The organism is Calothrix sp. PCC 6303 (assembly GCF_000317435.1).
In the GTDB taxonomy this organism is placed as follows: Bacteria; Cyanobacteriota; Cyanobacteriia; order Cyanobacteriales; family Nostocaceae; genus PCC-6303.
This window is the reverse complement of record NC_019751.1, coordinates 4,780,029-4,800,864: the sequence shown is the minus strand read 5'-3', so window position 1 is coordinate 4,800,864 and position 20,836 is coordinate 4,780,029. Positions and strand designations below refer to the sequence as shown.

Sequence of the window (20,836 nt, the reverse complement as noted above, 5' to 3'; positions counted from 1 at the left end):
ATTATGAAAGTTCAAGACATCGGTGAGCAAGGACTTCTAAAAATCGTCCAACAGTTCTGTCCTCCGGAAATTATTGGTGATGATGGTGCGGTATTGGTGACAGAAGCAGAAAAATCATTGGTAGTCACCACAGATGTGTTAGTAGACAACATTCATTTTAGTGAAAATACTACTAGCCCTGAAGATGTGGGGTGGCGTTCAGTAGCTGCAAACCTCTCAGATTTAGCTGCAATGGGGGCTACACCTTTAGGAATTACTGTAGGTTTAGGATTGCCAGGTCATACCCAAGTTGAGTGGGTAGAAAAACTATACCAAGGGATGAGCCAATGCCTAAAAAAGTATAACGGTAGAATAGTGGGCGGTGATATAGTGCGATCGCCTACCACGACAATCTCAATCACAGCCTTTGGGCAAGTTTACCCTTACCAAACTATCTATCGTCATACAGCTAAAGTTGGAGATGCAATTGTCGTCACTGGAATACATGGAGCATCCCGTGCTGGATTAGAATTACTCTTACATCCCGAATCTTATGGTGATCTGAGTCAACGCCATCAACAAAAACTCATCCAAGCCCACCAACGTCCCCAACCCCGTCTTGATGTCCTTCCCATTCTCTGGGATATCATCTCCCCAGAATCAGACATCCGCATATCGGGAATGGATAGTAGTGACGGTTTAGCTGATGCTGTGGTGCAAATTTGCCGTGCTAGTCAAGTTGGTGCCACCTTAGAATGGCAAAATATTCCAACTTCAGAAATTTTATCTACTTACCTCAAGTGCAACCAGATATTAGAATACACATTATATGGTGGCGAAGATTTCCAGTTGATTCTCTGTTTACCAAAGAAATTCGCTGAAATACTAGTTCATCGATTGGGTCAAAATGCTGCAATTATTGGTAATATCACATCTGGGTTAGATGTAACGTTACAAGATCAAGCAAAAAAAATCCCAGACCAAGTTTTGACACTTAATCAAGGATTTCAACATTTTTGAATTATCAATCACTCAAAATTAAATAGGGCTTGCTGTATAGCCCTTTCGGGCATCCAAGAAACGCGTAGCGCAGCGTTAGCTGTAAAAGTCTTTTAGTGGGGGTAGGGAACACTTCGGCAAGCTCAGTGCGTCGCGGGGAACAGGCAACAGGGAAGAGTTTTACCTTTATTTTTTCGTACTCCAATAAATCTGAATGCAAGCTTTTTAAACCTCAAATCCTTATTTCCTTGCACTTTCCCCGGAGAAAAAATCCCGAAAGTGTTGATAAATAAATGTTTTATAGTTATTCAGCAAGCCCTAAATATTTTTTTGTGATGTTAAGTTTAGTTAATCGAAGATGATTGAGGTAAAACTTTGACAGCTTGTTGGGAGTCAGATATCAAGTTAGGTGTTAACTGAAAATACTTAACCGGGATTTATTCCAGAGGATTGTATACCCTCTGGATGATTACAGCTTGTGTTTTTTAACCTAGAATTAAAGCTCTAAGCCCACTTGGTGGCAACTAATTCAGCTAAATCAAGTACGCGTTGGCTGTAGCCCCACTCGTTATCATACCAAGCCATGACTTTTACCATGTCGCTACCCATGACCATGGTCAAGCTAGAATCAACAACAGAAGATTCATCGGTTCCTTGGTAGTCAGAAGAGACCAAAGGCAAATCACTATATCCCAAAATACCTTTAAGTTCATTTTGAGATGCTTGTTTGAAAGCTTCGTTCACTTCTTCGGTAATTGTTCGTTTTTCAACTTGAACCACAAAGTCAACCATCGAAACGTTAGGTGTAGGTACGCGCAGCGCCACACCATTTAATTTACCTTTTAAATCTGGCAATACCAAAGCCACAGCCTTCGCAGCACCAGTAGAAGTTGGAACAATATTCATTGCCGCAGCCCTTGCACGTCGCAAGTCACGGTGAGAAGCATCAAGTAAACGCTGATCACCAGTGTAACTATGGGTGGTGGTCATCACACCCTTAATAATACCGAATTTTTCATTCAATACCTTCGCAATCGGAGCCAAACAATTAGTTGTACAGCTAGCGTTGCTAATAATGTGATGGGTATTATGATCGTAATCGTGGTGGTTAACACCGATTACAAACGTGCCATCTTCATTCTTACCAGGAGCGGTAATTAGAACCTTCTTCGCACCTGCGTTTATATGTCTAGAAGCTCCTTCCCTAGATATAAACACACCCGTAGATTCGATTATTAAATCGATACCCCACTCTTTCCAGGGCAAGTTATCGGGGTTCCGATCGGATACACATTTAACTGTTTTGCCATTGATGATAATTGAGTTATCATCGGCAGAAATGTCAGCATTTCTTAACTTCCCAAGCATTGTGTCATATCTGAGAAGATGCGCGTTAGTTTTTGGATCCGACGTGTCGTTGATGCCAACAAGCTCGATATTGCTGTTCTCTCGACCCACCCAACAACGCGCAAAGTTACGCCCAATGCGACCGAAACCGTTGATTGCAACTCTTATCACAGCGTCTTGCCCTCTGTATTAAATACCTAAATTAAATCAAACTTATGAACCCAATCATATCGCAAAGGGGGGAGTATTTATAACTATGGAGCGTTCGTTTCTCAAAAAAATTTAATCTTTTATTCAGATTGAGTTATTTAAACTTCAATATGCCAGCTGTGCGATCGCTTAAAGTACCCAAAATCAACCTCCAGATTTTGAACCTAAGTAATTATGTACTATTGATATGGGTCGAAGTCAGTGTGAAATTTGCATCAGCAAGAGAATTTACTCGTAACTGCTTTCCACAAAATTCCATAAATAAACGGTTTTTACTATTAAAGACTATTTTTGACTTGCAGATTGTCTAACTTTAAGTTATGTTCTCACCAGCAACAGATCAAGTTACGTTACGGCATCTAGCTAAAGCAAGATTTTCGATATCCTAAATCAATTATCTCAGTAACGTCATTGTATCTTTGCAATATTAGTAAAATCAATTACCAGTAAATGGGAAGACTATTGAGGAGGAAAATAAATTCATTTCAGGTGGGGTGTAATGGGCTTAGAGATTAACATAAGTAACGCAATAGTTATTCGCCTCTAATTAGTAATGACTCTCATACTCACTACTAATACATTTCTCAGTCCAGCGGTAATTAGGAAAAATTTATACAAATTGTGCTGTTGTAACTGAAACCAGGATGCAGTTAAATTAGAAGGCTCAACTTATTTGAGGTTAAAAGACTTGCAGTTGACCACAAATACATTTATAGTCCAAGTAAAATTAATTCAAGAACACCTGATTTTTAGATATCTAAAAATTTTCAGGTCATTGAATTCAATAGTACTGATTAGGAGCAAAGGATAATCTTAGCCAAATTACGCAATTTAGCTCAAAATATGTATTTGCAACTACAATTGTTATTTTCCCGATTTTACTGAAAATATTCAGAATAAACATAATATTAAATCAGTAAAAGAAAAAACACTTGTAAAGGTACAATCTTTCCCAATAGTAAATTCTATGGAGTCCAATAAAAAAAGTAAATAAAATTTAAATCTGAGATATTCAGAATACGTGAACGCTGTATCGATAATAATCCAATACCTGTTATGATACGCGTGTTAATTATGATGATGGTGTGATGTGGTGTTAAAGGAAAAATCTCAATGAAAAAAGCAGTAGACTTCAATGGTAAACCATTCCACTTCATCGGAGTTGGTGGAATTGGGATGTCAGCTTTAGCTTACGTATTAGCGAAACGTCAATTACCGGTATCCGGTTCAGATCTACGTCCTAATCAAATTACCCGTAATTTAGAGGTAATTGGCGCACATATATTTAGTCAGCAAGAAGCAAGTAATCTGGAATTCTTCCGTCCCAATGTCAACGGAAATGAAGTCATATTAAATACTAGTAATGATGCAGAACAAAATGCATTGAGAGATTTGCCTCAAGTTATTTGTTCAACTGCAATTAATGGAAATAATTTAGAATATCAAGCAGCATTAGAATTAGGTTGTCCAATTCTACATCGTTCGGATGTGTTAGCTGCATTAATTGATGAGTATCATAGCATTGCTGTTGCTGGAACCCATGGCAAAACAACAACAAGTAGTATGATTGGTTACATGTTGCTCCAGGCAGGTTTAGATCCAACAATTTTAGTTGGTGGAGAGGTAAATGCTTGGGAAGGCAATGCAAGATTAGGAAAAAGCCGTTATTTGGTAGCTGAAGCTGATGAATCTGATGGTTCTTTGGTGAAACATGCAGCTGCAATTGGAATTATTACTAATATTGAATTGGATCATCCAGATCACTATCAAAGTCTAGATCAAGTGGTGGATATTTTCCAGACTTTTGCAAAAGGTTGCCAGCAGGTAATTGGTAGTATTGACTGTGAGACAGTACGCGATCGCATTCAGCCAAGTATCACCTATAGCTTACAAAGTAACACCAATGCTGACTACTATGTCACCGATGTCGAATATCGGGCTGATGGAACCAAAGCACTGGTTTGGGAGAAAGGTGAAGCTTTGGGTATTTTAGATCTACGTCTTCTGAGTCGTCACAATTTGAGTAATGCTTTAGCAGCAGTTGCTGTAGGGCGTGCTGTCGGCTTAGAATTTGGGGAAATAGCTCAAGGGTTAGCAACATTTGATGGAGCAAAACGACGCTTTGAACTCAAAGGTGAAGTAAATGGCATTAGCTTCATAGATGATTATGCCCATCACCCTAGTGAAATTCGTGTCACCCTTGCCGCTGCTAGATTACAAGCACGTCCAGGACAGAGAGTCGTGGCAATTTTTCAACCGCATCGCTACAGTCGGACTCTCACATTTTTAGCAGAATTTGGCGAAAGCTTCACCCATGCAGATTTAGTTATTATTACGGATATATATAGCGCTGGTGAAGTAGATACTGGAGTTATCAGTAGTGAAAAATTGGTAGCTGAAATCACCAAAAATCATATCCAGGTAAAATATCAGCCCTTGAATTCAATGTCTGAATTTTTATCTCAAACTTTGCGCTCTGGAGATTTGGCTTTATTTTTAGGTGCCGGAAATTTGAATCAGGTTATTCCCGAAGTCATTGCAACACTTTGTCAACCTGTGCAAGTCACATCCTAAACTAATGTCTGTATATTGTCGGGTGCTTCTGAATTTGATGGATGTAGTTGAATTCGGGTGAGTTCAGTTAACCGTATATTTACGGTGTAAAAGTAAAAATTATCTAAATTAAAGTAAAAATGACAATCTCCCAGACAGCAGTAAATGTCTGCGATATTTCAAAGGAAAGCGCAGACAGCCCCACAATTTTCAATTCAAGTAATAGTAATGCCATTTACTTAGGTCATGGTTGTACCATTAAACCTCATGTATCCTTAGCTAACTTCACATCATATCGAGTTGGTGGTCCGGCTGAGTGGTATGTCGCACCTCGAAATATTGATGCGTTACAGGCGAGTATTCAGTATGCCAAAGCAGAGAAATTACCAGTCACAGTGTTGGGAGCAGGCTCTAATTTGTTAATTAGCGATCGCGGTTTACCTGGATTGGTGATTAGCACCCGTTACTTACGTCACAGCCACTTTGAAGAAGATACAGGATTACTCACAGTTGCTGCTGGTGAAGCGATACCCTCATTAGCTTGGGAAGCCGCAGCACACGGCTGGGAGGGCTTAGAATGGGCAGTAGGTATCCCCGGAACAGTTGGGGGTGCAGTGGTAATGAATGCAGGAGCGCATCAAGGTTGTATTGCAGATATCTTTGTCAATGCTGAAGTGTTGACACCTGAGGGAACTTTAAAAGTTTTAACACCAGAGGATTTGCGCCACACCTACCGTTCTTCTGCTCTTCAAGGTAGTCAGTATATTATTACTAAGGCTACTTTCAGACTTCAACCAGGCGCTGATCCTGTAAAAGTAAATTCAGTTACCAAAGAGCATAAACAACACCGTCTTTCTACGCAACCCTACGATAAACCAAGTTGTGGAAGCGTTTTTCGTAACCCCAAACCCTATGCAGCAGGCTGGTTAATAGAACAAAGCGGTTTAAAGGGTTTCCAAATTGGTAAAGCTCAAGTGGCATCCCGTCATGCTAACTTTATTATCAATTGTGGTGGAGCAAGTGCTGGTGATATTTTTAGCCTGATTCGTCATATTCAACACCATGTTCAAGAGAATTGGTCTGTATGCTTAGAAACCGAAGTCAAAATGATTGGTGAGTTTCAAGCAGCATAAACTAAGCTGGATATAGCTGTGCAAAAGATTTAAAAGGGTGCCATTCAGTATTCAGATCCCCAACTTATTCGGAAAATTGGGGATCTCTAACCTTATACCGATTCAGAAAATGTTTGCAATATATCCAGAATATGAGACACAATGTATCGCGTCTCCACAAAATTTATCCCTCACATTCTTTTTTCCAATTGATGTTATGTCCTGAAACCAAACAACTATCCTATTTATTCAACCAAATCGTGTTTCATGGCAAAACGTACAAGTTGAGCGCGGTTTGTCGTATCAGTTTTCCGAAGTAAACTACTTACATATTTTTCTACAGTTCGAGGGCTGAGATAAAGTTTATCGCCCATCTCCACATTTGAGAATCCATAAGTTAGAAGTTTGAGTACTTCCTGTTCACGACGACTTAAAGAAGCTAGTACCTGAGATGTTTCAGTTTTAAGTGCAGTATGAGAAGCTGATTGCTCGGAAATCAAGACACGACATTCCGATTGTATCATTTGCGATCGCTCTAACAGATTACGGATTGCTGCGGCTAGTTCTTCCAATTCAAAAGGCTTTGGTAAGTATAAATCGCAGCCTGACTGGTAGCCCAGAATTCGCTCCTGGGTTTTTGTCCGTGCTGTTAATAAAATTACAGGTAAAAGACGAAAAGCGGGAGCCGAACGTACCCGACGCACTAACTCATAGCCATTCATTCGTGGCATCATGATGTCAGTAACCAATAAATCAGGGTGACATTCCTCAACCATTGCTAACGCCTGTTGACCGTCATCAGCTGCAATTACCCGATATCCACATAACTCCAAGTAATCACTAATTGATAGGCGAGTGCCCAAATCATCATCTACAATCAGAATACTCAAGGGCATAGGCTTTCAACCCTTTGCATGTTTATTAAACCAAAAGTTTGCTTTTACAAGCACTATCTACAACCACAAACAAAATTTGCGCCTACATTCTTAATAATACCCGACAGAAAGCGTAGAAATCTGATTCTAAAGGGAGATTATAAAATACTAACGGGTAATGTGATGTGTGCTTAATAACCATCGGCTAGATTAGGAGGTAGAATTATGTCTCCTATCTTGGCGTATATTAATATTAACTGTTATAGTGACGCGATGGCGGCAGCCACTCTCAAGGAGAGTATCGCATTAGCATTTTGTGAACGATCTTACATCACCTTCACTGCCAAGCATGGCGGATATCTGGCAGCAAACCCTAAATTGGCAACCAAATAGCCAACAACAACAATTATTTCAGCAACTTTATGAGTTGATTTTAAGCGGGAATCGGCAATTAAATTTAACTCGGATTACCAGTCCTGATGATTTTTGGGAAAAGCATTTGTGGGATTCTTTGCGGGGAATTTCCCCTTTAATGACTCAGCTTCCAGAGAATTCCCCCCAATTCAAAATCATTGATATTGGTACAGGTGGAGGTTTTCCCGGTATTCCCGCTGCTATTACATTAGCAAATAGTAGCGTCATGTTACTAGATTCAACTCGCAAAAAAGTAGCTTTCTTAGAAAACATCATCCCGCAACTAAATTTAACCAATGTCACAACAGCTACAGGTAGGGCTGAAGTCATTGCCCAAGAATTTCAACACCGTAACAGGTATGATGTTGCCCTCACCCGTGCAGTATCGACAGCTTCAGTATGTGCAGAATATAGTTTACCGCTGCTTAAACCTGGGGGTTTAGCGATTATTTACCGAGGTAATTGGACAGAGGAAGAAAACCAAGCTTTGGAGAAGACAGCGCAACGACTCAATAGTCATATCGAAAAAATTGATCAGTTTACGACACCACTTAGTCATAGCATTCGACATTGCTTGCATTTACGCAAAGGAACCCCAAGAAGTCAGGGAGGTGTTAGGCTTAGGAACCCAAACCCACTATCTGACTCCAATCAGGGTTAGTCAACAGGTAAACGTTGCTTTTGGGCTATACATTCGGAGGAAGTGGGGGACTTGCAACTCTTTTGTCCCCGATAACTTTTAACTGATAACTCTTAATTAACTATTTCGCGTAAGCGTAACGTTGGTTAATTTCGTCCCAATTGAGGACATTCCACCAAGCTGTGAGATACTCAGCGCGGCGGTTTTGATATTTTAGGTAATAGGCATGTTCCCAAACATCGTTACCCATAATGGGATATTTACCTTCGCTGAGGGGAGTATCTTGGTTAGCAGTTGTGATGATTTCCAGTTTGCCGTCCTTGCCATGGATTAACCAAACCCAACCACTACCAAAACGCTTTCCACCTGCTTCATTGAATTTTTTCTTGAAATTATCGAAGCTACCAAAACTATCTTTGATTGCAGATGCGATCGCACCATTGGGTTCACCCCCACCACTTGGTTTCATAATTCGCCAAAACATGGAATGGTTAAGATGACCCCCACCATTATTCTTGATGACTCCACGAATATCTTCGGGAATACTGTTGAGATTTTGTAACATCGACTCAATGCTTTTACCTTTGAGTTGAGGATATTTTGCTAAGGCATCATTGACGTTTTTGACGTAGGTAGCATGGTGTTTATCATGATGAAACCTCATGGTTGCTTCATCGATGTGGGGTTCTAGTGCTTCATAGGCATAGGGCAATGGTGGAAGTTGAATTGCTCCTGGTGGGTTAGCACTGATTTCTGTGGGAGTGGCTGTTGGGGTGGTGGTGCTGGTTGGAGTGGGGGCTGGCTGTTTTTCAGCCAACGCACAACCATCTAAGGCAAAGGCTCCGGTACTCACACCAAGTAAATATAAAAACTGACGACGTTTTAGATTCATATAGATTTCAATTGGTTAATTAGATTTAATTTTCTCGGATTGGGGATTTATTATTGCTCGGTTGTAATAAATGTTGGTGTTTGGGAGGAGAATAAAGGATTTTTTAACGCAGAGTGGCGCATTAGACGCTTTTGCGGCTTCCCGCAGGGTAGGAAAGCGCAAAGTTACGCAGAGAGGAAGAGAGTGATTTATTCCCCCTGCTCCCTGCTCCCTGCCCCCTGCTCCCTGTCCCCTGCCCCCTGTCCCCTGCCTCATTCCCCAAGTAACGTTTTTTGCCCTTGGGGGGACGTTGCATAACCGATGAATGCTTGGACTCCTGGGTTGGCTGGCTTTTTATAGACGTAGTAGAGGTTGCGGCGGTATGGATAGGCATTGACATCTGGGGTTAATCCGTCGATGGGAAGTACCCGGATGGTTTGTTGGTTACGAACTTGATCAAAAGTGGCGTAACCGATGCCGTCGTTGCCTAGTGCTTGGAGAAGGGGAGTTGTGGCATCTCGCTCTAGGGTTTTGATGTTGGGTGTGGTGCCAAAATTTGCGCCTTTGAGGACTTGTTCTTGGAAGCTTTTGTTGGTGCCGCTAACTGCTGGACGATTGATGACGCGGATAATACTGTTGGAGCCTCCCACAAGTGACCAGTTGTTAATTTTACCTTGAAAAATATCAGATACTTGGGTGGATGATAGCTGTTGAGTAAAGGGATTACCCTTGCCGACGACAAGTGCGATCGCATCTGTGGTTATGGGTATTGCCACTAAGCCCTGATTCTGTTCTTGGGGGTTTAGTGTGCGGGAAACAGCTGCAATATCAACGGTATTTCCTAAAAGCGCTTGGAGTCCTTTGTCGGTTCCTGTGGCTTTAATATCGATGGTTGTCCCCGGAAACTGGTTTTGAAATGCTTTTTTCAAATTTTCATTAATTGTCACCATGCTGGTGGAACCATCAACTCGAATAATGGTACCAGATGGCACACTACTGGGTACGGTAAATTGTGAGTTGTTTGATGTGTTACTTGTGGAATTTGGAACCGGATTGGATGTGGTGCCGGGATTAGATGGGGGAGGTTCAGCTACTTGGGATTGTTCTCGTTTAAAGAACCACCAGTAAGCAGCACCAGCTAAAAGTAAAAATAAAAGAATGAAAACAATTGGTGGTGGACCGCTTTTTTTACTCATAATATTCAAATAATATTCAAATTAAAATTAGTCTGAGGGAAAGTTTTTGAGTTTTTCTAAGCGCCGCGATACTTCATCATTTAACGCCATGTTTTCGATATCCGCTTGTAGTTTATCACCAGAGTTTTCGGAAAGTTCAGCTAATGCTTGTGCCGTAAAGTTGCGACGTTCTACTGCATCTTTGGCTTTTTCAAAGTCGTTCTTTGCTGAACCAATATCAAACTCATTATTTACTTTGGCGATTTCTTCTAATGCAGCGTTAACTTCTGATATGTCCCGCATGTTCTGCATTTCTGCTTTGTAAGTCTCCAATTTGAGACGTTCACGGTTCAGTTTATCTTTGGATGCACCTACTGCTCGTTCTGCTTGGAGTACCATTTCTTCTAATCTTGGCAAAATTTGTTCAGTTTGAATTGCCATCATCATGGCTAATTTTGCATCTTCTTCATCACCACGATTTTGAGCCGCAATAGCTTTGTTTTCTAAGCTTTTTAGTTCTCTAGCTTTTGCTTCGTACTTGGTTTTTGCATTTTTATATGCTGCTTCCTGTGTTGCCACAGCTGTTGCTAAACGATGTACTGCTTGCTGCATTGATTGCAATGAATCTTCGGCAACGGCAACAGCTACTTTTCCCCCAGACTCAATCGGAATCCCCCACAACCAATTCCAGGTTGCGATTATGGTGCGTCCAGCCTTTTCACCCATCAACCAGTAAACTGCTTTTTTCATTGGGGTTTTCCTTTTTCGTCTGCCAACCGGAAACTTATTTATTGTCGCCTTTTATATCTGTTATACACAATAATCTAGAATAGTCTTTTATCTAAAATTCAGCAAAAAACAATTCAAAAAAAATTGGGAACCATTACTTTGATGGTTCCCAATTTTCTATTTTGTTATGGCTCAGGTGCGACTCGAACGCACGACCAAGGGCTTATGAGTCCCCTACTCTAACCAACTGAGCTACTGAGCCAAGTTAATCTAAATCAATATTGACTATACCATAAAAATTTGGCTCTGACTAGTCACTTTCCTGACTTTCTTGGTAGATTGCCAGGTAATTGGGTGAATCACAGGGAGTAAGGAACCATCGCAAACGGTACCTTACTCGCGGATAATTCACATTTTAAGTTATTTGTCCCATTTAGCTTTGCGACTATGACTATAGACGTGCAGGTAATAAAGCTATGGGGTTAACCGCACCTTTTCCAGAAGGGTGGATTTCAAAGTGGGTGTGGGGACCAGTACTAAAGCCTGTGCTGCCCATTAAAGCAATGGTTTCACCTTGCTGTACTTGTTGTCCTGGTCTGACTAAAAGCTTACTATTATGGGCGTAACGAGTTAAGCTGCCATCAGGGTGACGGATATCAACTAAATTTCCGTAACCACCGTTATTCCAACCTGATTTTTCAACTACACCAGGTGCAGATGCGTATATAGGTGTACCTGTGGAGTTGGCAACGTCAATACCTCTATGTGCTCGTCCCCAACGTCTACCGAAACCGGATGTTAAAACACCTTTAGCGGGCCAAATATAACTGCTAGCAACACCAGGTGTGAAAACGCCGGGATTAATCGCAGGAGATGTGTTGTTATCAACCGCTCTGGGTAAATAACGATCTACTGCTGCCAAAGGAGGTAGCTGTGGTGATACAGATGTGCCTCGCATATTTGATAAAGCTTCAGAAGCAGTAACTCCAGTTGGAACGGGGATTGGGGTGCTTCTTTGGTTCCGGGATGGAGACCACTCTGGGTTAATCGGTTGAGCGGTGTAACTAGGTGCCATTGGTTTGGGAACTGGAATGGGAACCGCAAAGTTACTGGGTCTAGATTTTCTGGGAACGGTTGGTACAGAAACGGTATTTTGCTTGTATGTGGGAACGGGAATTACCACATTTTGAGTATTTCTTTGCTGTATTGATTGATTACTGGAGATACCAGATTGCTGATCACGGTATTTTTGGCGTAGTCGTTCTATATCAGCTTGTAAACTGCGAAGACCTGGATCTTCTTTGAGATTTTTGGTTTTGGCACCTCTTCTAGTTGCTTGCTGCATTTCTGCAAACACTTTAGGTACTGGTGAATCACCACCAACACCAACAGCCGGAGCCGTTGGGACTGTAGGAATTTGAATTGCGGTCAAATTACTAGCAGTAGTAGATGGTGAGGTTACATCTTTGTTTTCTCCTACTAGCTGATCCTTCACATCAGTTGTAGAAGATGCAGAAACAGGGGTATCAACAGTGGTTACTACTGTATTTTTCTCAGCAACTGGTACATTCAGTTTTTGGCTGATTTTGAGTTGATTGGGATTGTTAAGGTTATTTGCTTTAACAAGTTCGGAAACTGAAGTTCCGTAATTATTGGCAATTGTTGCTAGGGTATCCCCAGATTTGACTTCATAAACTTTCGATGCAGTAGTAACTGGCATCTGAGATTTAAGAATATTTTTTTGCTGCTCTGGTACAAGGTTAATGTTGTTGACAGTCCCTACAGATGATGATTGCTGATTGTCATTATTAGCATTAATTGTAGTTGTTTCTGATAATTCTTTGGTCTCCCCAGACCGCAACTCCGCCAGACTTGCTCTTAAACGGCTCGATTTTTGCTTCAAGCGATTGACTGCTAGTTCTTGCTGTGCTTTTAGCTGAAAATCGGCATTATCAATTGCTGGTAGTTGAGTAACTGCTGATGCTGCTACTGTTTGTTCAGTTGGTTGGGCTGATTGGATTTTAGCGATCGCGCCTGCAATCCGTTCGCCTTTTGTAGCGGATGTCGCATTAACCGCTGTAATTGAAGCAGTTTCACTGAATGCTACTTCGCTGGTGGCTACTTGCCATTTAGCTCCAAGCCCAGGTACCTGTGATATTGCTGTTGGTTCCAAAATTATTGGGCTGGGACTTTCCGGTGCTTTCACTGATGTGATGCCTGAAGATTCCAACTTGTTTTTGGTAGCAAGTTTAATTTCGGTGTTGTTGGCAGAAGTCGCAGAGGCAGTATTTTGATTACCTGCTGGTTCAGCTGCTTGGGCTTGGTCGCTTTGCCGAGTCACCAAAAGACTGGTTGCTCCCATTGATATTGCCAAGCCAATCATTGCTGCTTGTTTCCGCACTCGATGCTTGCCTGTCAAGCTAGCAATATTTACTTTTTTCACTGGGGCATCCTCGCTGGGAGTATTTTCTATCACAACCTTTACTCTCTTTTTCAATGCTCGTTTCAAAGACGACCTCCTAATGATCGCTAGCGCCTAAATGACCTGGATTTTCTCGGTCGGAACTAGTCAATGATTTAAATCACTACGAACGATAGATCAAGATCACAATCACCAGAGATACTTAGGCAACATTAACCTGGTTCTCTGATTTAGACAAGTTTACATCACTTATAAAAAATTAAGCTTTGCTTTACTTGTCTTATCACACATTACCGAATGCTAGATTCTTTACCCTTTACTTTTAGGACTTTTTATGCTGTTTTCGGGTAGATTTCTCCAAATTTTGTCTTGGTGGCTTCTAGATTTACCGAGCAGCAATCAGGTGTCCAACGTTTGCAGATGAGGTATTCATCTTCTGTAAACATATTCAAGCTTCAAACAATGAATCCGTCTTCTCACTAGGAGAATTTACGTTGATTGTTCCCTAAAAGGCAACCGTAATAACTCGTAAGGGGTTTTTGCCCCTATTTGACTAATTCATTGTTGTGGAATTGTCTAAATGCTTGATATGACTGCTTTATGATCTATTTGTTTCTAATTTTGTGTGAAGTTTACTTCATAAAAATCTATGCCTCCACTTCGGATTTTTTACATTTTTTATATATCAATTTCTTATATAAGTTTCCGAGATGATTTCTGTGTTTTCAACCAGGTTACATAGTCTAACTAGGAAATAAAGTGTACTAGCCTACATTTTTTTTGCTGAGGCTATGGCATTTTTGCTGAGGTGTTGATGTAAGCGGATTCATGCTGGATATCTAGCATCAGTGTTATTGCTGAAATACTGACTGTTTTTTTACCTAATTAGCAATATTTTTATGCTAGTTTTTACAAATAACCCAGTTGACGGCGTGATTCAAATAGGCTCACAGCAACGCTTACAGAGAGGTTCAAGCTTCTCACATTTGGTTCCTGCATGGGAATGTATATTAATTCATCGCAGTTGGAGATTGCACTTTCTGGTAAACCTGTGGTTTCACTGCCAAATATCAGCCAATCGTCGGGGAGGTATGTGAATTTGGCATAGTTATTTGTACCTCTGACACTGAACCCAAGACATCTACCTCCGCGCTGTTGTCGCTGGTTTTGGAAGGCTTCTAAGGATTCGTGACATTGTAGTTTGACATAGGGCCAGTAGTCTAAGCCAGCCCGTTTGAGATAGCGATCGCTTAATTCAAATCCGAGAGGAGCAACTAGATGAAGTTCCGTACCTGTGGCTGCACAGGTACGGGCGATGTTTCCGGTATTTGGCGGGATTAGAGGATGAACTAGAACAACTTGAGGCATGAACAAAGAATTAGGAAAGATTCAAAATAAGCAAGGTGTTTTTTTACAAATAGCTCTTAATTTCAAGTTATAGCTATAGCTTTTATTAATCATTGCCTAAGCAAACTGATTGATTAGAAATTTAAAACTAAAATAACTTTTTTTTGGTGGATTTTCATCAGAAAAAAATATTTTTTTCTTAAATAGTTTAGTTTAGCTTATAACTGTTATTTGCAATTTGCATAGGTTTCGGATAGAGGATCAGGGACTTCCAAAGAATAAATTAATCACTTCTCTTTTTCCAGGTAGCGATGCATTACGGCGTGAACTACCCACACTGACTTGGAGTACCAAGTACAGTGTCGGCTTCTGTAATCACGGGGGAATGCCCAAACCTAGACTTTCGTCCAAGTTTAGGACTGACTTCCCCTCCTACAGCAGAAACGGCTGAACCTTCCGCCTTTATCATTCTGATGCCTTCGGCTCTAATATTTATGGCTGCGTTTCCATCACGGTCATGATGAGTGCCACAATGAGGACAAGTCCACCCCCTCACCTCTAAAGGCATCTCACTTACTTGATAGAAACAATTAGAGCAAAGTTTGGAACTGGGAAACCATCTATCAATTTCAACCAACTCCCCACCTTTGCGTTCTAGCTTATAGGCTAAAAAGTTGGTAAATGTTCCCCACCCTGCATCAGATATTGATTTCGCCAATTTGTGATTACGTACCATGCCTTTGACATGAAGATTCTCTACTATGACAGCTTGGCTATCGCTGACCAACTTATAACTAAGTTTATGTAGAAAATCCTGCCTGGAGTTACTAACCCGTTCGTACACTTTGGCAACAACTTTTCTATATCTATTTCTTGAGTTACTCCCTTTTTGTTTACGGGCTAACTTTTTTTGTTTACGCTTGAGATTCTTTTCGTACTTGGCAAGGTGTTTAGGGTTATCGTATTTGGATATCTTTTCACCATCAGTTACAACAGCGAAATGTTTCAAGCCTAAGTCAATGCCGTAAATCTTTCCTTCGGTAATAGCAGGAGTTTCCCCTTCTACTTCTGTCAGGATAGATGCCAAGTATTTACCTGAAGGAGTTTTACTAACAGTTACAGTCTTTATTTTCCCCTCAATCAGCCGATGTATTTTGGCTTTGATTATTCCAATGTTGCCTGGAAGTTTGACATCACCATCTATAATCTTGACGTTTTGAGGATACTGAATAGACTGTTTTCCATGCCGAGATTTGAATTTAGGGAATCCAGCACGTTTCTCAAAGAAGTTTTTGTATGCGGTGGTTAGATTCAGTGTTGTAGCTTGTAAAACTTGGCTATAACAATCAGCCAACCAAATAGTATCTTCTGCTTTTTTGAGGGTCGGGAGAAATGCGTTGAGTGCTGCACGAGTAAGCCCTTTCCCTGTTTCTTTATAAGTCTCAATTGACTTATTTAGGGCATAATTCCACCACCAACGAGCGCAGCCAAAAGCTTGAGCTAATTGAATTTGCTGTTCTTGTGACGGATATAAACGAACTTGTACTACCTTATGTGACACTCAACATCACCTCCTTGGTATATGTATCTTACCATGATATATATTTTCTGATAACCGATGGAAATCAAATAATTGTTGATTCGTTATACATCTAAATATTTGTCTTTGCTATGCAAAAAATCAATATTAGATGCAATCCTTATCAACCGCCTTATATCCCGCCACTGATTCTGGGTACAGAATTCAGATGGGGGACTTACGGCGTAACAGTTAAACTAAGCGAAAACCAAGCTAATAGGTATATGTTGCAAGAAAACCCTTCGACTTAGCTCAGGGTAAAAGATTTGGGTCTTGGGAACCAGGACTCTTGCCCTTGGAGGGAATGTTAGACCAATAGAACTACGAAGTCCTGGAGGCAGTTCCCGATGAATTGGGAAGCTCCGTCCGTCTCACGGCGGGGTAGTTCACTTTTGAGTCCTCTACACTTTGAGTTTGACGGATTGAAGTTACACTGCTGTGGAAGAGCAAATTTTGTTTTCTAGCTCGATTTCCCGCTCGTGGATAGCGCTAACTGCCTGTGTAATCACACTCCGACTACTAACTCCCAAACTGTGTAACTGTAGCCATTGTTGGGCTTCATTACCCTCCCTGAGAATTTTTTGTAAAGGTGAGAGGAAACAAGCAAAGCCGTGGCTTTTGGCAACTCCATAAACTTGCTCATAAATCTCATTAATCCAGTCACGGGCAATAATTTCTTTGCCATCTTGCCAATGAATTAGTTTAGCATCCAAGCTGGAGGTGGCTGCGGCGATTTCGTTGGAGGTGGTGATAGCTAAGAGTTGATCATGGGTCAAATCGCTACTTAGCAATGGGTCTATTTGAGGATCTGCTATTAGCTGTAATAATCTTGCCTCTAATAGGGCAGCAATCGATAGGAGCGCAATGGGATCGGTAACTAGGTCACAAATTCGCAACTCCAAGCGATTTAAGTCGTAGGGACGGCGATCCCCATTTGGTCTGACGGATGTCCACAGGTGGCGAACATTTTGCATTGTTCCGTTTAATAGTTGCTGTTCTACCCATTGAATGTGGTCAGCATGGCTTTTAAACAAAGGTACGTTTTGGGGTGTTTGGGGGAAGACTCGCCACCTGGTTGAGTGAAAACCTGTGGCGTTACCGTCGATAAATGGGGAGGCGGCGCTAAGTGCTAGATATAATGGTGCTTCTAAACGAATTAACCGACAGGCACGGATTAATGTGTCTGGGTCGCTAATTCCAACGTTAATGTGGATACTAGCGGTGACGACCTTAGTACCGTAGGTTTGTTCGATGTAATCGTGGTAGGGATTTGTGGGGTCGGATCGAAAGAAGCGATCGCTTCCACCCAAGGATAGAGTGCTGCCAGGAATTAGTGTATAGTCCCCTAACTGCTGTAAATATTTGCGTAACTGAATCCTCGGACGTAATAAGCTACACAATAGCTGGTCGTAGCTATAAAAGGGATCAGTTACATACTCAACGTTTCTACTATCTGGTTCTTTAACAAATCCTGGCAACTCAGCAGTAATTTTGTCGGAGAGACCGACGATATTACCATTAGGTGTACCTGTATAAATCTCAACTTCAAAGCCTTTCGATAGCACCACTTTAGTTTTCCTCGGCTCTCCTTTGACTTTTAAATTGTATCCAATTAGACGATTTCTTGCCTACATATTTAGGTGGACTTTATAGATCAGTTATTCAGTTCTGCACTATATGCCTAATCAATGTTCCCTGTTCACTGATAACTGATTTAAACCTCGTCTATCTTGGGAACTGTAGTTTTCCATCAAGACATTGAGATTGCTTCCTTACGTCGCAATGACGCATTTGAGTTGCTAAAAAAACTCCGGGTTTCATTATTGACGAGGTTTAACTCCAAGCTGGATGTGCAAACAATGAAGCAATTACCCGAACACCCCGCAGCTGATTAGAAAGGGGTAAATGTCCCTTGGGTGCGCTCAGATCCCAGGTAAATTTCCCAGGGTAGCGAGTCCAATTATTCCCGTCTTTCCAATCGATTTTTGTCCACAAGTTATCCCAATTTTTACCAAGGGATAGCCAAATTTCTCGTTGGACAGAAAAGCCAAATTTACCTTCTGAATGTACTAACCACAACTTGTTAATGGTTTGTAAGTCGGTGATAGGAAAGTTATCAATGTCAGTAAAATATAGCCATTTTCTTTGAACTGCGGTGCTTCCTGCCACTTCACACATTTTTTGGATTGTCAGCAAATCGGCAGCTTGAAAATCTTGTGCGGCTAGTAATTTTTGCAATGGGGTGTAATCGACATCTCGATCTGAGTTTAAGGGAACAACACCCTGGGGGAAGTGTGCCTGTAAAAAATCTTGGGCTTTGGGCAAGTTGGATTGGTAGAGAATTTGGTATGCTTTACCGTCGATCCAAGTAGCTGCTTGGGTGCGACGATTTAACAAAAACTCCATGAAAATATCTAAGCCCCCATCACCCAGTTGCGCTAACTGTGGAATGACCTGCTGTTGGACTTTTTCAGACCCATCTATTAACTGAAGGCGAAGGGCATCAATTTCGTTGGTACTGCCTGATAGAATCATTGGGTCTGTCATTTTAACGATCTTCAAAAGCGTATATAGAAGTTTACATTAGACATTAGATTGATGTACCACCATTATGCTTCTTGTTCAAGTTGGGATATTTATCTCCGCCAGCCTCAGAGTTAGCAAATGCCCCGCTTGTCTGATAGAAGAGGTACTTCAAGGCTTTTTGCATTCGTGAATTATACCATTTTCCCGGTAAGACAATGCACAGTTGCTTGAATTATCGATAAAATCTGAATATTTGGCTTTTGGTTTAACTAGTTACCAGTTACCAGTCAAGAGTGATGTGTTTATCTTTGGGAATAAGAGTCCCCCACCATTTGCTGGTGGGCGTTGGTGGCGGGTTTAAATCCCCCACCATACCTCTTGATAGCTGTTCACTGATTTAATGGTTTTTGAGTTAGGCTAGACTCATGGGGAAGCCTCGTCCTTGTAAGGTTTTTTAATAAAAGCTGGACTTTGCCACATTAGGAAACGCTGATTGGGAAATGCTGTAAATTGTGTGAAGATAAGCGACAGGAAAATCTGCGTCATTTCTCATTAATCAAATTTAGTCCCAAATTCAAAGCTTAGGGGCTAAATCGTTGCAGCAAAGGTATCTGGAGTGTGTAATGTACGAAAAAATTCAACCCCCCTCAGCTGGGCAGAAAATCACTTTTATCAATGGTGAACCAGTGGTTCCCGATAATCCGATCATTCCTTTTATTCGGGGGGATGGTACAGGTATTGATATTTGGACTGCAACCGAAAAAGTCATTGATGCCGCAGTGGCGATCGCATACAGCAACAAACGTCAAATAAGCTGGTTTAAGGTATATGCTGGTGATGAAGCTTGCGATTTATACGGTACATACCAGTATTTACCCCAGGATACATTAACAGCTATCAAAGAATATGGTGTTGCCATCAAAGGACCTTTGACCACTCCAGTCGGTGGAGGGATTCGCTCTTTGAATGTGGCACTGCGCCAAATTTTTGACCTCTATGCTTGTGTGCGTCCCTGCCGTTACTATGCGGGTACACCTTCACCCCACAAAAACCCCGAAAAGCTAGATGTCATCGTTTATCGGGAGAACACCGAAGATATCTATTTGGGGATTGAGTGGAAACAAGGCAGTGAGATTGGCGCAAAATTAATTAAAATCCTCAACGAGGAACTAATACCTGCCACCCCAGAACATGGGAAAAAACAGATTCCCCTAGATGCTGGGATTGGGATTAAACCCATCAGCAAAACAGGTTCTCAGCGTCTTGTCCGCAGAGCCATGAAACATGCTTTAACCCTACCCAAGGCAAAGCAAATGGTGACTTTGGTACACAAAGGCAACATTATGAAATACACCGAGGGAGCTTTCCGCGATTGGGGTTATGAATTAGCCACCAGCGAATTCCGTAATGATTGCATTACCGAACGGGAATCATGGATTTTGGGAAATAAAGAGAAAAAATCTGACATTTCCCTCGAAGATAATGCCAGAATGATCGATCCTGGTTTCGATGCTTTAACACCAGAGAAAAAAGCGCAAATTGTCAAGGAAGTGGAAACAACACTTAATGAAATTTGGGCAAGTCATGGTGAGGGCAAGTGGAAAGATAAAATTATGGTTAATGACCGTATTGCCGATAGCATTTTCCAACAAATCCAAACCCGTCCCGACGAATATTCAATCTTGGCAACAATGAACCTGAACGGGGATTACCTCTCAGATGCAGCAGCAGCCATAGTTGGGGGATTGGGAATGGGACCAGGGGCAAATATTGGGGATTCCTGCGCCATTTTTGAAGCTACCCACGGTACAGCACCCAAACATGCAGGGTTAGATCGGATTAACCCCGGTTCCCTAATTCTTTCTGGTGTAATGATGCTGGAATACATGGGTTGGCAAGAAGCAGCCGACTTAATTAAGGGTGGATTAGCTAGTGCGATCGCTAACTCCGAAGTAACCTATGATTTGGCACGATTAATGGAACCACCAGTGGAACCATTGAAATGTTCTGAGTTTGCTGAGGCAATTATTAAGCGATTCTAATATCTTTGATCTCAAT

At 41.4% G+C, this 20,836-nt stretch carries 16 protein-coding genes and 1 tRNA gene; 6 read left to right on the top strand and 11 right to left on the bottom strand.

Annotated features, from left to right (window positions below; translation table 11 throughout):
* The first annotated feature begins 3 nt into the window (after nt 1-3).
* The gene (gene thiL, locus CAL6303_RS19535; RefSeq protein WP_015199558.1) at nt 4-999 is read left to right on the top strand and encodes a thiamine-phosphate kinase; all 996 of its coding nucleotides are present in this window, start codon (nt 4-6) and stop codon (nt 997-999) included.
* 483 nt (nt 1,000-1,482) lie between these two features.
* Here thiL and CAL6303_RS19530 read toward each other — a convergent pair whose 3' ends face one another.
* Complete coding sequence (locus CAL6303_RS19530) at nt 1,483-2,496, bottom strand: type I glyceraldehyde-3-phosphate dehydrogenase (protein ID WP_015199557.1); 1,014 nt, start codon at nt 2,494-2,496, stop codon at nt 1,483-1,485.
* 1,152 nt (nt 2,497-3,648) lie between these two features.
* Here CAL6303_RS19530 and murC point away from each other — a divergent pair.
* Together murC and murB are read left to right on the top strand one after the other, a co-directional pair.
* Nucleotides 3,649-5,109: a UDP-N-acetylmuramate--L-alanine ligase gene (gene murC / locus CAL6303_RS19520; protein WP_015199555.1), complete on the top strand. Its 1,461-nt coding sequence runs from the start codon at nt 3,649-3,651 to the stop codon at nt 5,107-5,109.
* Nucleotides 5,110-5,228: 119 nt separating this feature from the next.
* Nucleotides 5,229-6,221 carry a UDP-N-acetylmuramate dehydrogenase gene (murB, locus tag CAL6303_RS19515; protein ID WP_015199554.1) on the top strand — a complete coding sequence of 331 codons (993 nt, stop codon included), beginning with the start codon at nt 5,229-5,231 and terminating at the stop codon, nt 6,219-6,221.
* 224 nt (nt 6,222-6,445) lie between these two features.
* Here murB and CAL6303_RS19510 read toward each other — a convergent pair whose 3' ends face one another.
* A complete protein-coding gene (locus CAL6303_RS19510) occupies nt 6,446-7,096 on the bottom strand; it encodes a response regulator transcription factor (RefSeq protein WP_015199553.1) in 651 nt (216 codons plus the stop codon).
* Nucleotides 7,097-7,300: 204 nt separating this feature from the next.
* On the opposite strand from CAL6303_RS19510, the gene CAL6303_RS30585 reads away from it, so the two are divergent.
* Together CAL6303_RS30585 and rsmG are read left to right on the top strand one after the other, a co-directional pair.
* Entirely contained in the window at nt 7,301-7,468 is a 168-nt protein-coding gene (locus CAL6303_RS30585; RefSeq protein WP_015199552.1) for a hypothetical protein, read from the top strand.
* Entirely contained in the window at nt 7,425-8,150 is a 726-nt protein-coding gene (gene rsmG, locus CAL6303_RS19505; protein ID WP_015199551.1) for a 16S rRNA (guanine(527)-N(7))-methyltransferase RsmG, read from the top strand. The genes CAL6303_RS30585 and rsmG overlap by 44 nt, the downstream gene beginning before the upstream one ends.
* Nucleotides 8,151-8,250: 100 nt before the next feature.
* On the opposite strand, the gene CAL6303_RS19500 is transcribed toward rsmG, so the two are convergent.
* From CAL6303_RS19500 to CAL6303_RS19455, 9 genes are all read right to left on the bottom strand, one after another.
* Nucleotides 8,251-9,021, bottom strand: a complete 771-nt coding sequence (locus tag CAL6303_RS19500; RefSeq protein WP_015199550.1) for a superoxide dismutase — start codon at nt 9,019-9,021, stop codon at nt 8,251-8,253.
* Between the two features lie 251 nt (nt 9,022-9,272).
* Complete coding sequence (locus CAL6303_RS19490; RefSeq protein WP_015199548.1) at nt 9,273-10,196, bottom strand: phosphate ABC transporter substrate-binding protein; 924 nt, start codon at nt 10,194-10,196, stop codon at nt 9,273-9,275.
* Between the two features lie 27 nt (nt 10,197-10,223).
* Nucleotides 10,224-10,925, bottom strand: a complete 702-nt coding sequence (locus CAL6303_RS19485; RefSeq protein WP_015199547.1) for a PspA/IM30 family protein — start codon at nt 10,923-10,925, stop codon at nt 10,224-10,226.
* Between the two features lie 167 nt (nt 10,926-11,092).
* A tRNA-Met gene (locus CAL6303_RS19480) sits at nt 11,093-11,166 on the bottom strand.
* A 189-nt stretch (nt 11,167-11,355) separates the two neighbouring features.
* Nucleotides 11,356-13,380, bottom strand: a complete 2,025-nt coding sequence (locus CAL6303_RS19475; RefSeq protein WP_051036706.1) for a peptidoglycan DD-metalloendopeptidase family protein — start codon at nt 13,378-13,380, stop codon at nt 11,356-11,358.
* Nucleotides 13,381-14,235: 855 nt separating this feature from the next.
* Nucleotides 14,236-14,694, bottom strand: coding sequence for a tRNA (cytidine(34)-2'-O)-methyltransferase (locus CAL6303_RS19470; protein WP_015199545.1), 459 nt, complete (start codon nt 14,692-14,694; stop codon nt 14,236-14,238).
* Between the two features lie 307 nt (nt 14,695-15,001).
* On the bottom strand, nt 15,002-16,234 hold the full coding sequence (locus CAL6303_RS19465) for an RNA-guided endonuclease InsQ/TnpB family protein (RefSeq protein ID WP_015199544.1): 1,233 nt from the start codon (nt 16,232-16,234) through the stop codon (nt 15,002-15,004).
* Between the two features lie 446 nt (nt 16,235-16,680).
* On the bottom strand, nt 16,681-17,820 hold the full coding sequence (gshA, locus tag CAL6303_RS19460) for a glutamate--cysteine ligase (protein ID WP_015199543.1): 1,140 nt from the start codon (nt 17,818-17,820) through the stop codon (nt 16,681-16,683).
* Nucleotides 17,821-18,085: 265 nt separating this feature from the next.
* Entirely contained in the window at nt 18,086-18,799 is a 714-nt protein-coding gene (locus CAL6303_RS19455; RefSeq protein WP_015199542.1) for a GUN4 domain-containing protein, read from the bottom strand.
* Nucleotides 18,800-19,401: 602 nt separating this feature from the next.
* On the opposite strand from CAL6303_RS19455, the gene CAL6303_RS19450 reads away from it, so the two are divergent.
* Nucleotides 19,402-20,820, top strand: coding sequence for an NADP-dependent isocitrate dehydrogenase (locus CAL6303_RS19450; protein WP_015199541.1), 1,419 nt, complete (start codon nt 19,402-19,404; stop codon nt 20,818-20,820).
* Nucleotides 20,821-20,836: the final 16 nt, after the last annotated feature.

Coding starts and splice junctions, on each gene's coding strand:
- thiL (WP_015199558.1), top strand. CDS start 4: ATGAAAGTTCAAGACATCGGTGAGCAAGGACTTCTAAAAATCGTCCAA.
- murC (WP_015199555.1), top strand. CDS start 3,649: ATGAAAAAAGCAGTAGACTTCAATGGTAAACCATTCCACTTCATCGGA.
- murB (WP_015199554.1), top strand. CDS start 5,229: ATGACAATCTCCCAGACAGCAGTAAATGTCTGCGATATTTCAAAGGAA.
- CAL6303_RS19510 (WP_015199553.1), bottom strand. CDS start 7,096: ATGCCCTTGAGTATTCTGATTGTAGATGATGATTTGGGCACTCGCCTA.
- CAL6303_RS30585 (WP_015199552.1), top strand. CDS start 7,301: ATGTCTCCTATCTTGGCGTATATTAATATTAACTGTTATAGTGACGCG.
- rsmG (WP_015199551.1), top strand. CDS start 7,425: ATGGCGGATATCTGGCAGCAAACCCTAAATTGGCAACCAAATAGCCAA.
- CAL6303_RS19500 (WP_015199550.1), bottom strand. CDS start 9,021: ATGAATCTAAAACGTCGTCAGTTTTTATATTTACTTGGTGTGAGTACC.
- CAL6303_RS19490 (WP_015199548.1), bottom strand. CDS start 10,196: ATGAGTAAAAAAAGCGGTCCACCACCAATTGTTTTCATTCTTTTATTT.
- CAL6303_RS19485 (WP_015199547.1), bottom strand. CDS start 10,925: ATGAAAAAAGCAGTTTACTGGTTGATGGGTGAAAAGGCTGGACGCACC.
- CAL6303_RS19470 (WP_015199545.1), bottom strand. CDS start 14,694: ATGCCTCAAGTTGTTCTAGTTCATCCTCTAATCCCGCCAAATACCGGA.
- CAL6303_RS19455 (WP_015199542.1), bottom strand. CDS start 18,799: ATGACAGACCCAATGATTCTATCAGGCAGTACCAACGAAATTGATGCC.
- CAL6303_RS19450 (WP_015199541.1), top strand. CDS start 19,402: ATGTACGAAAAAATTCAACCCCCCTCAGCTGGGCAGAAAATCACTTTT.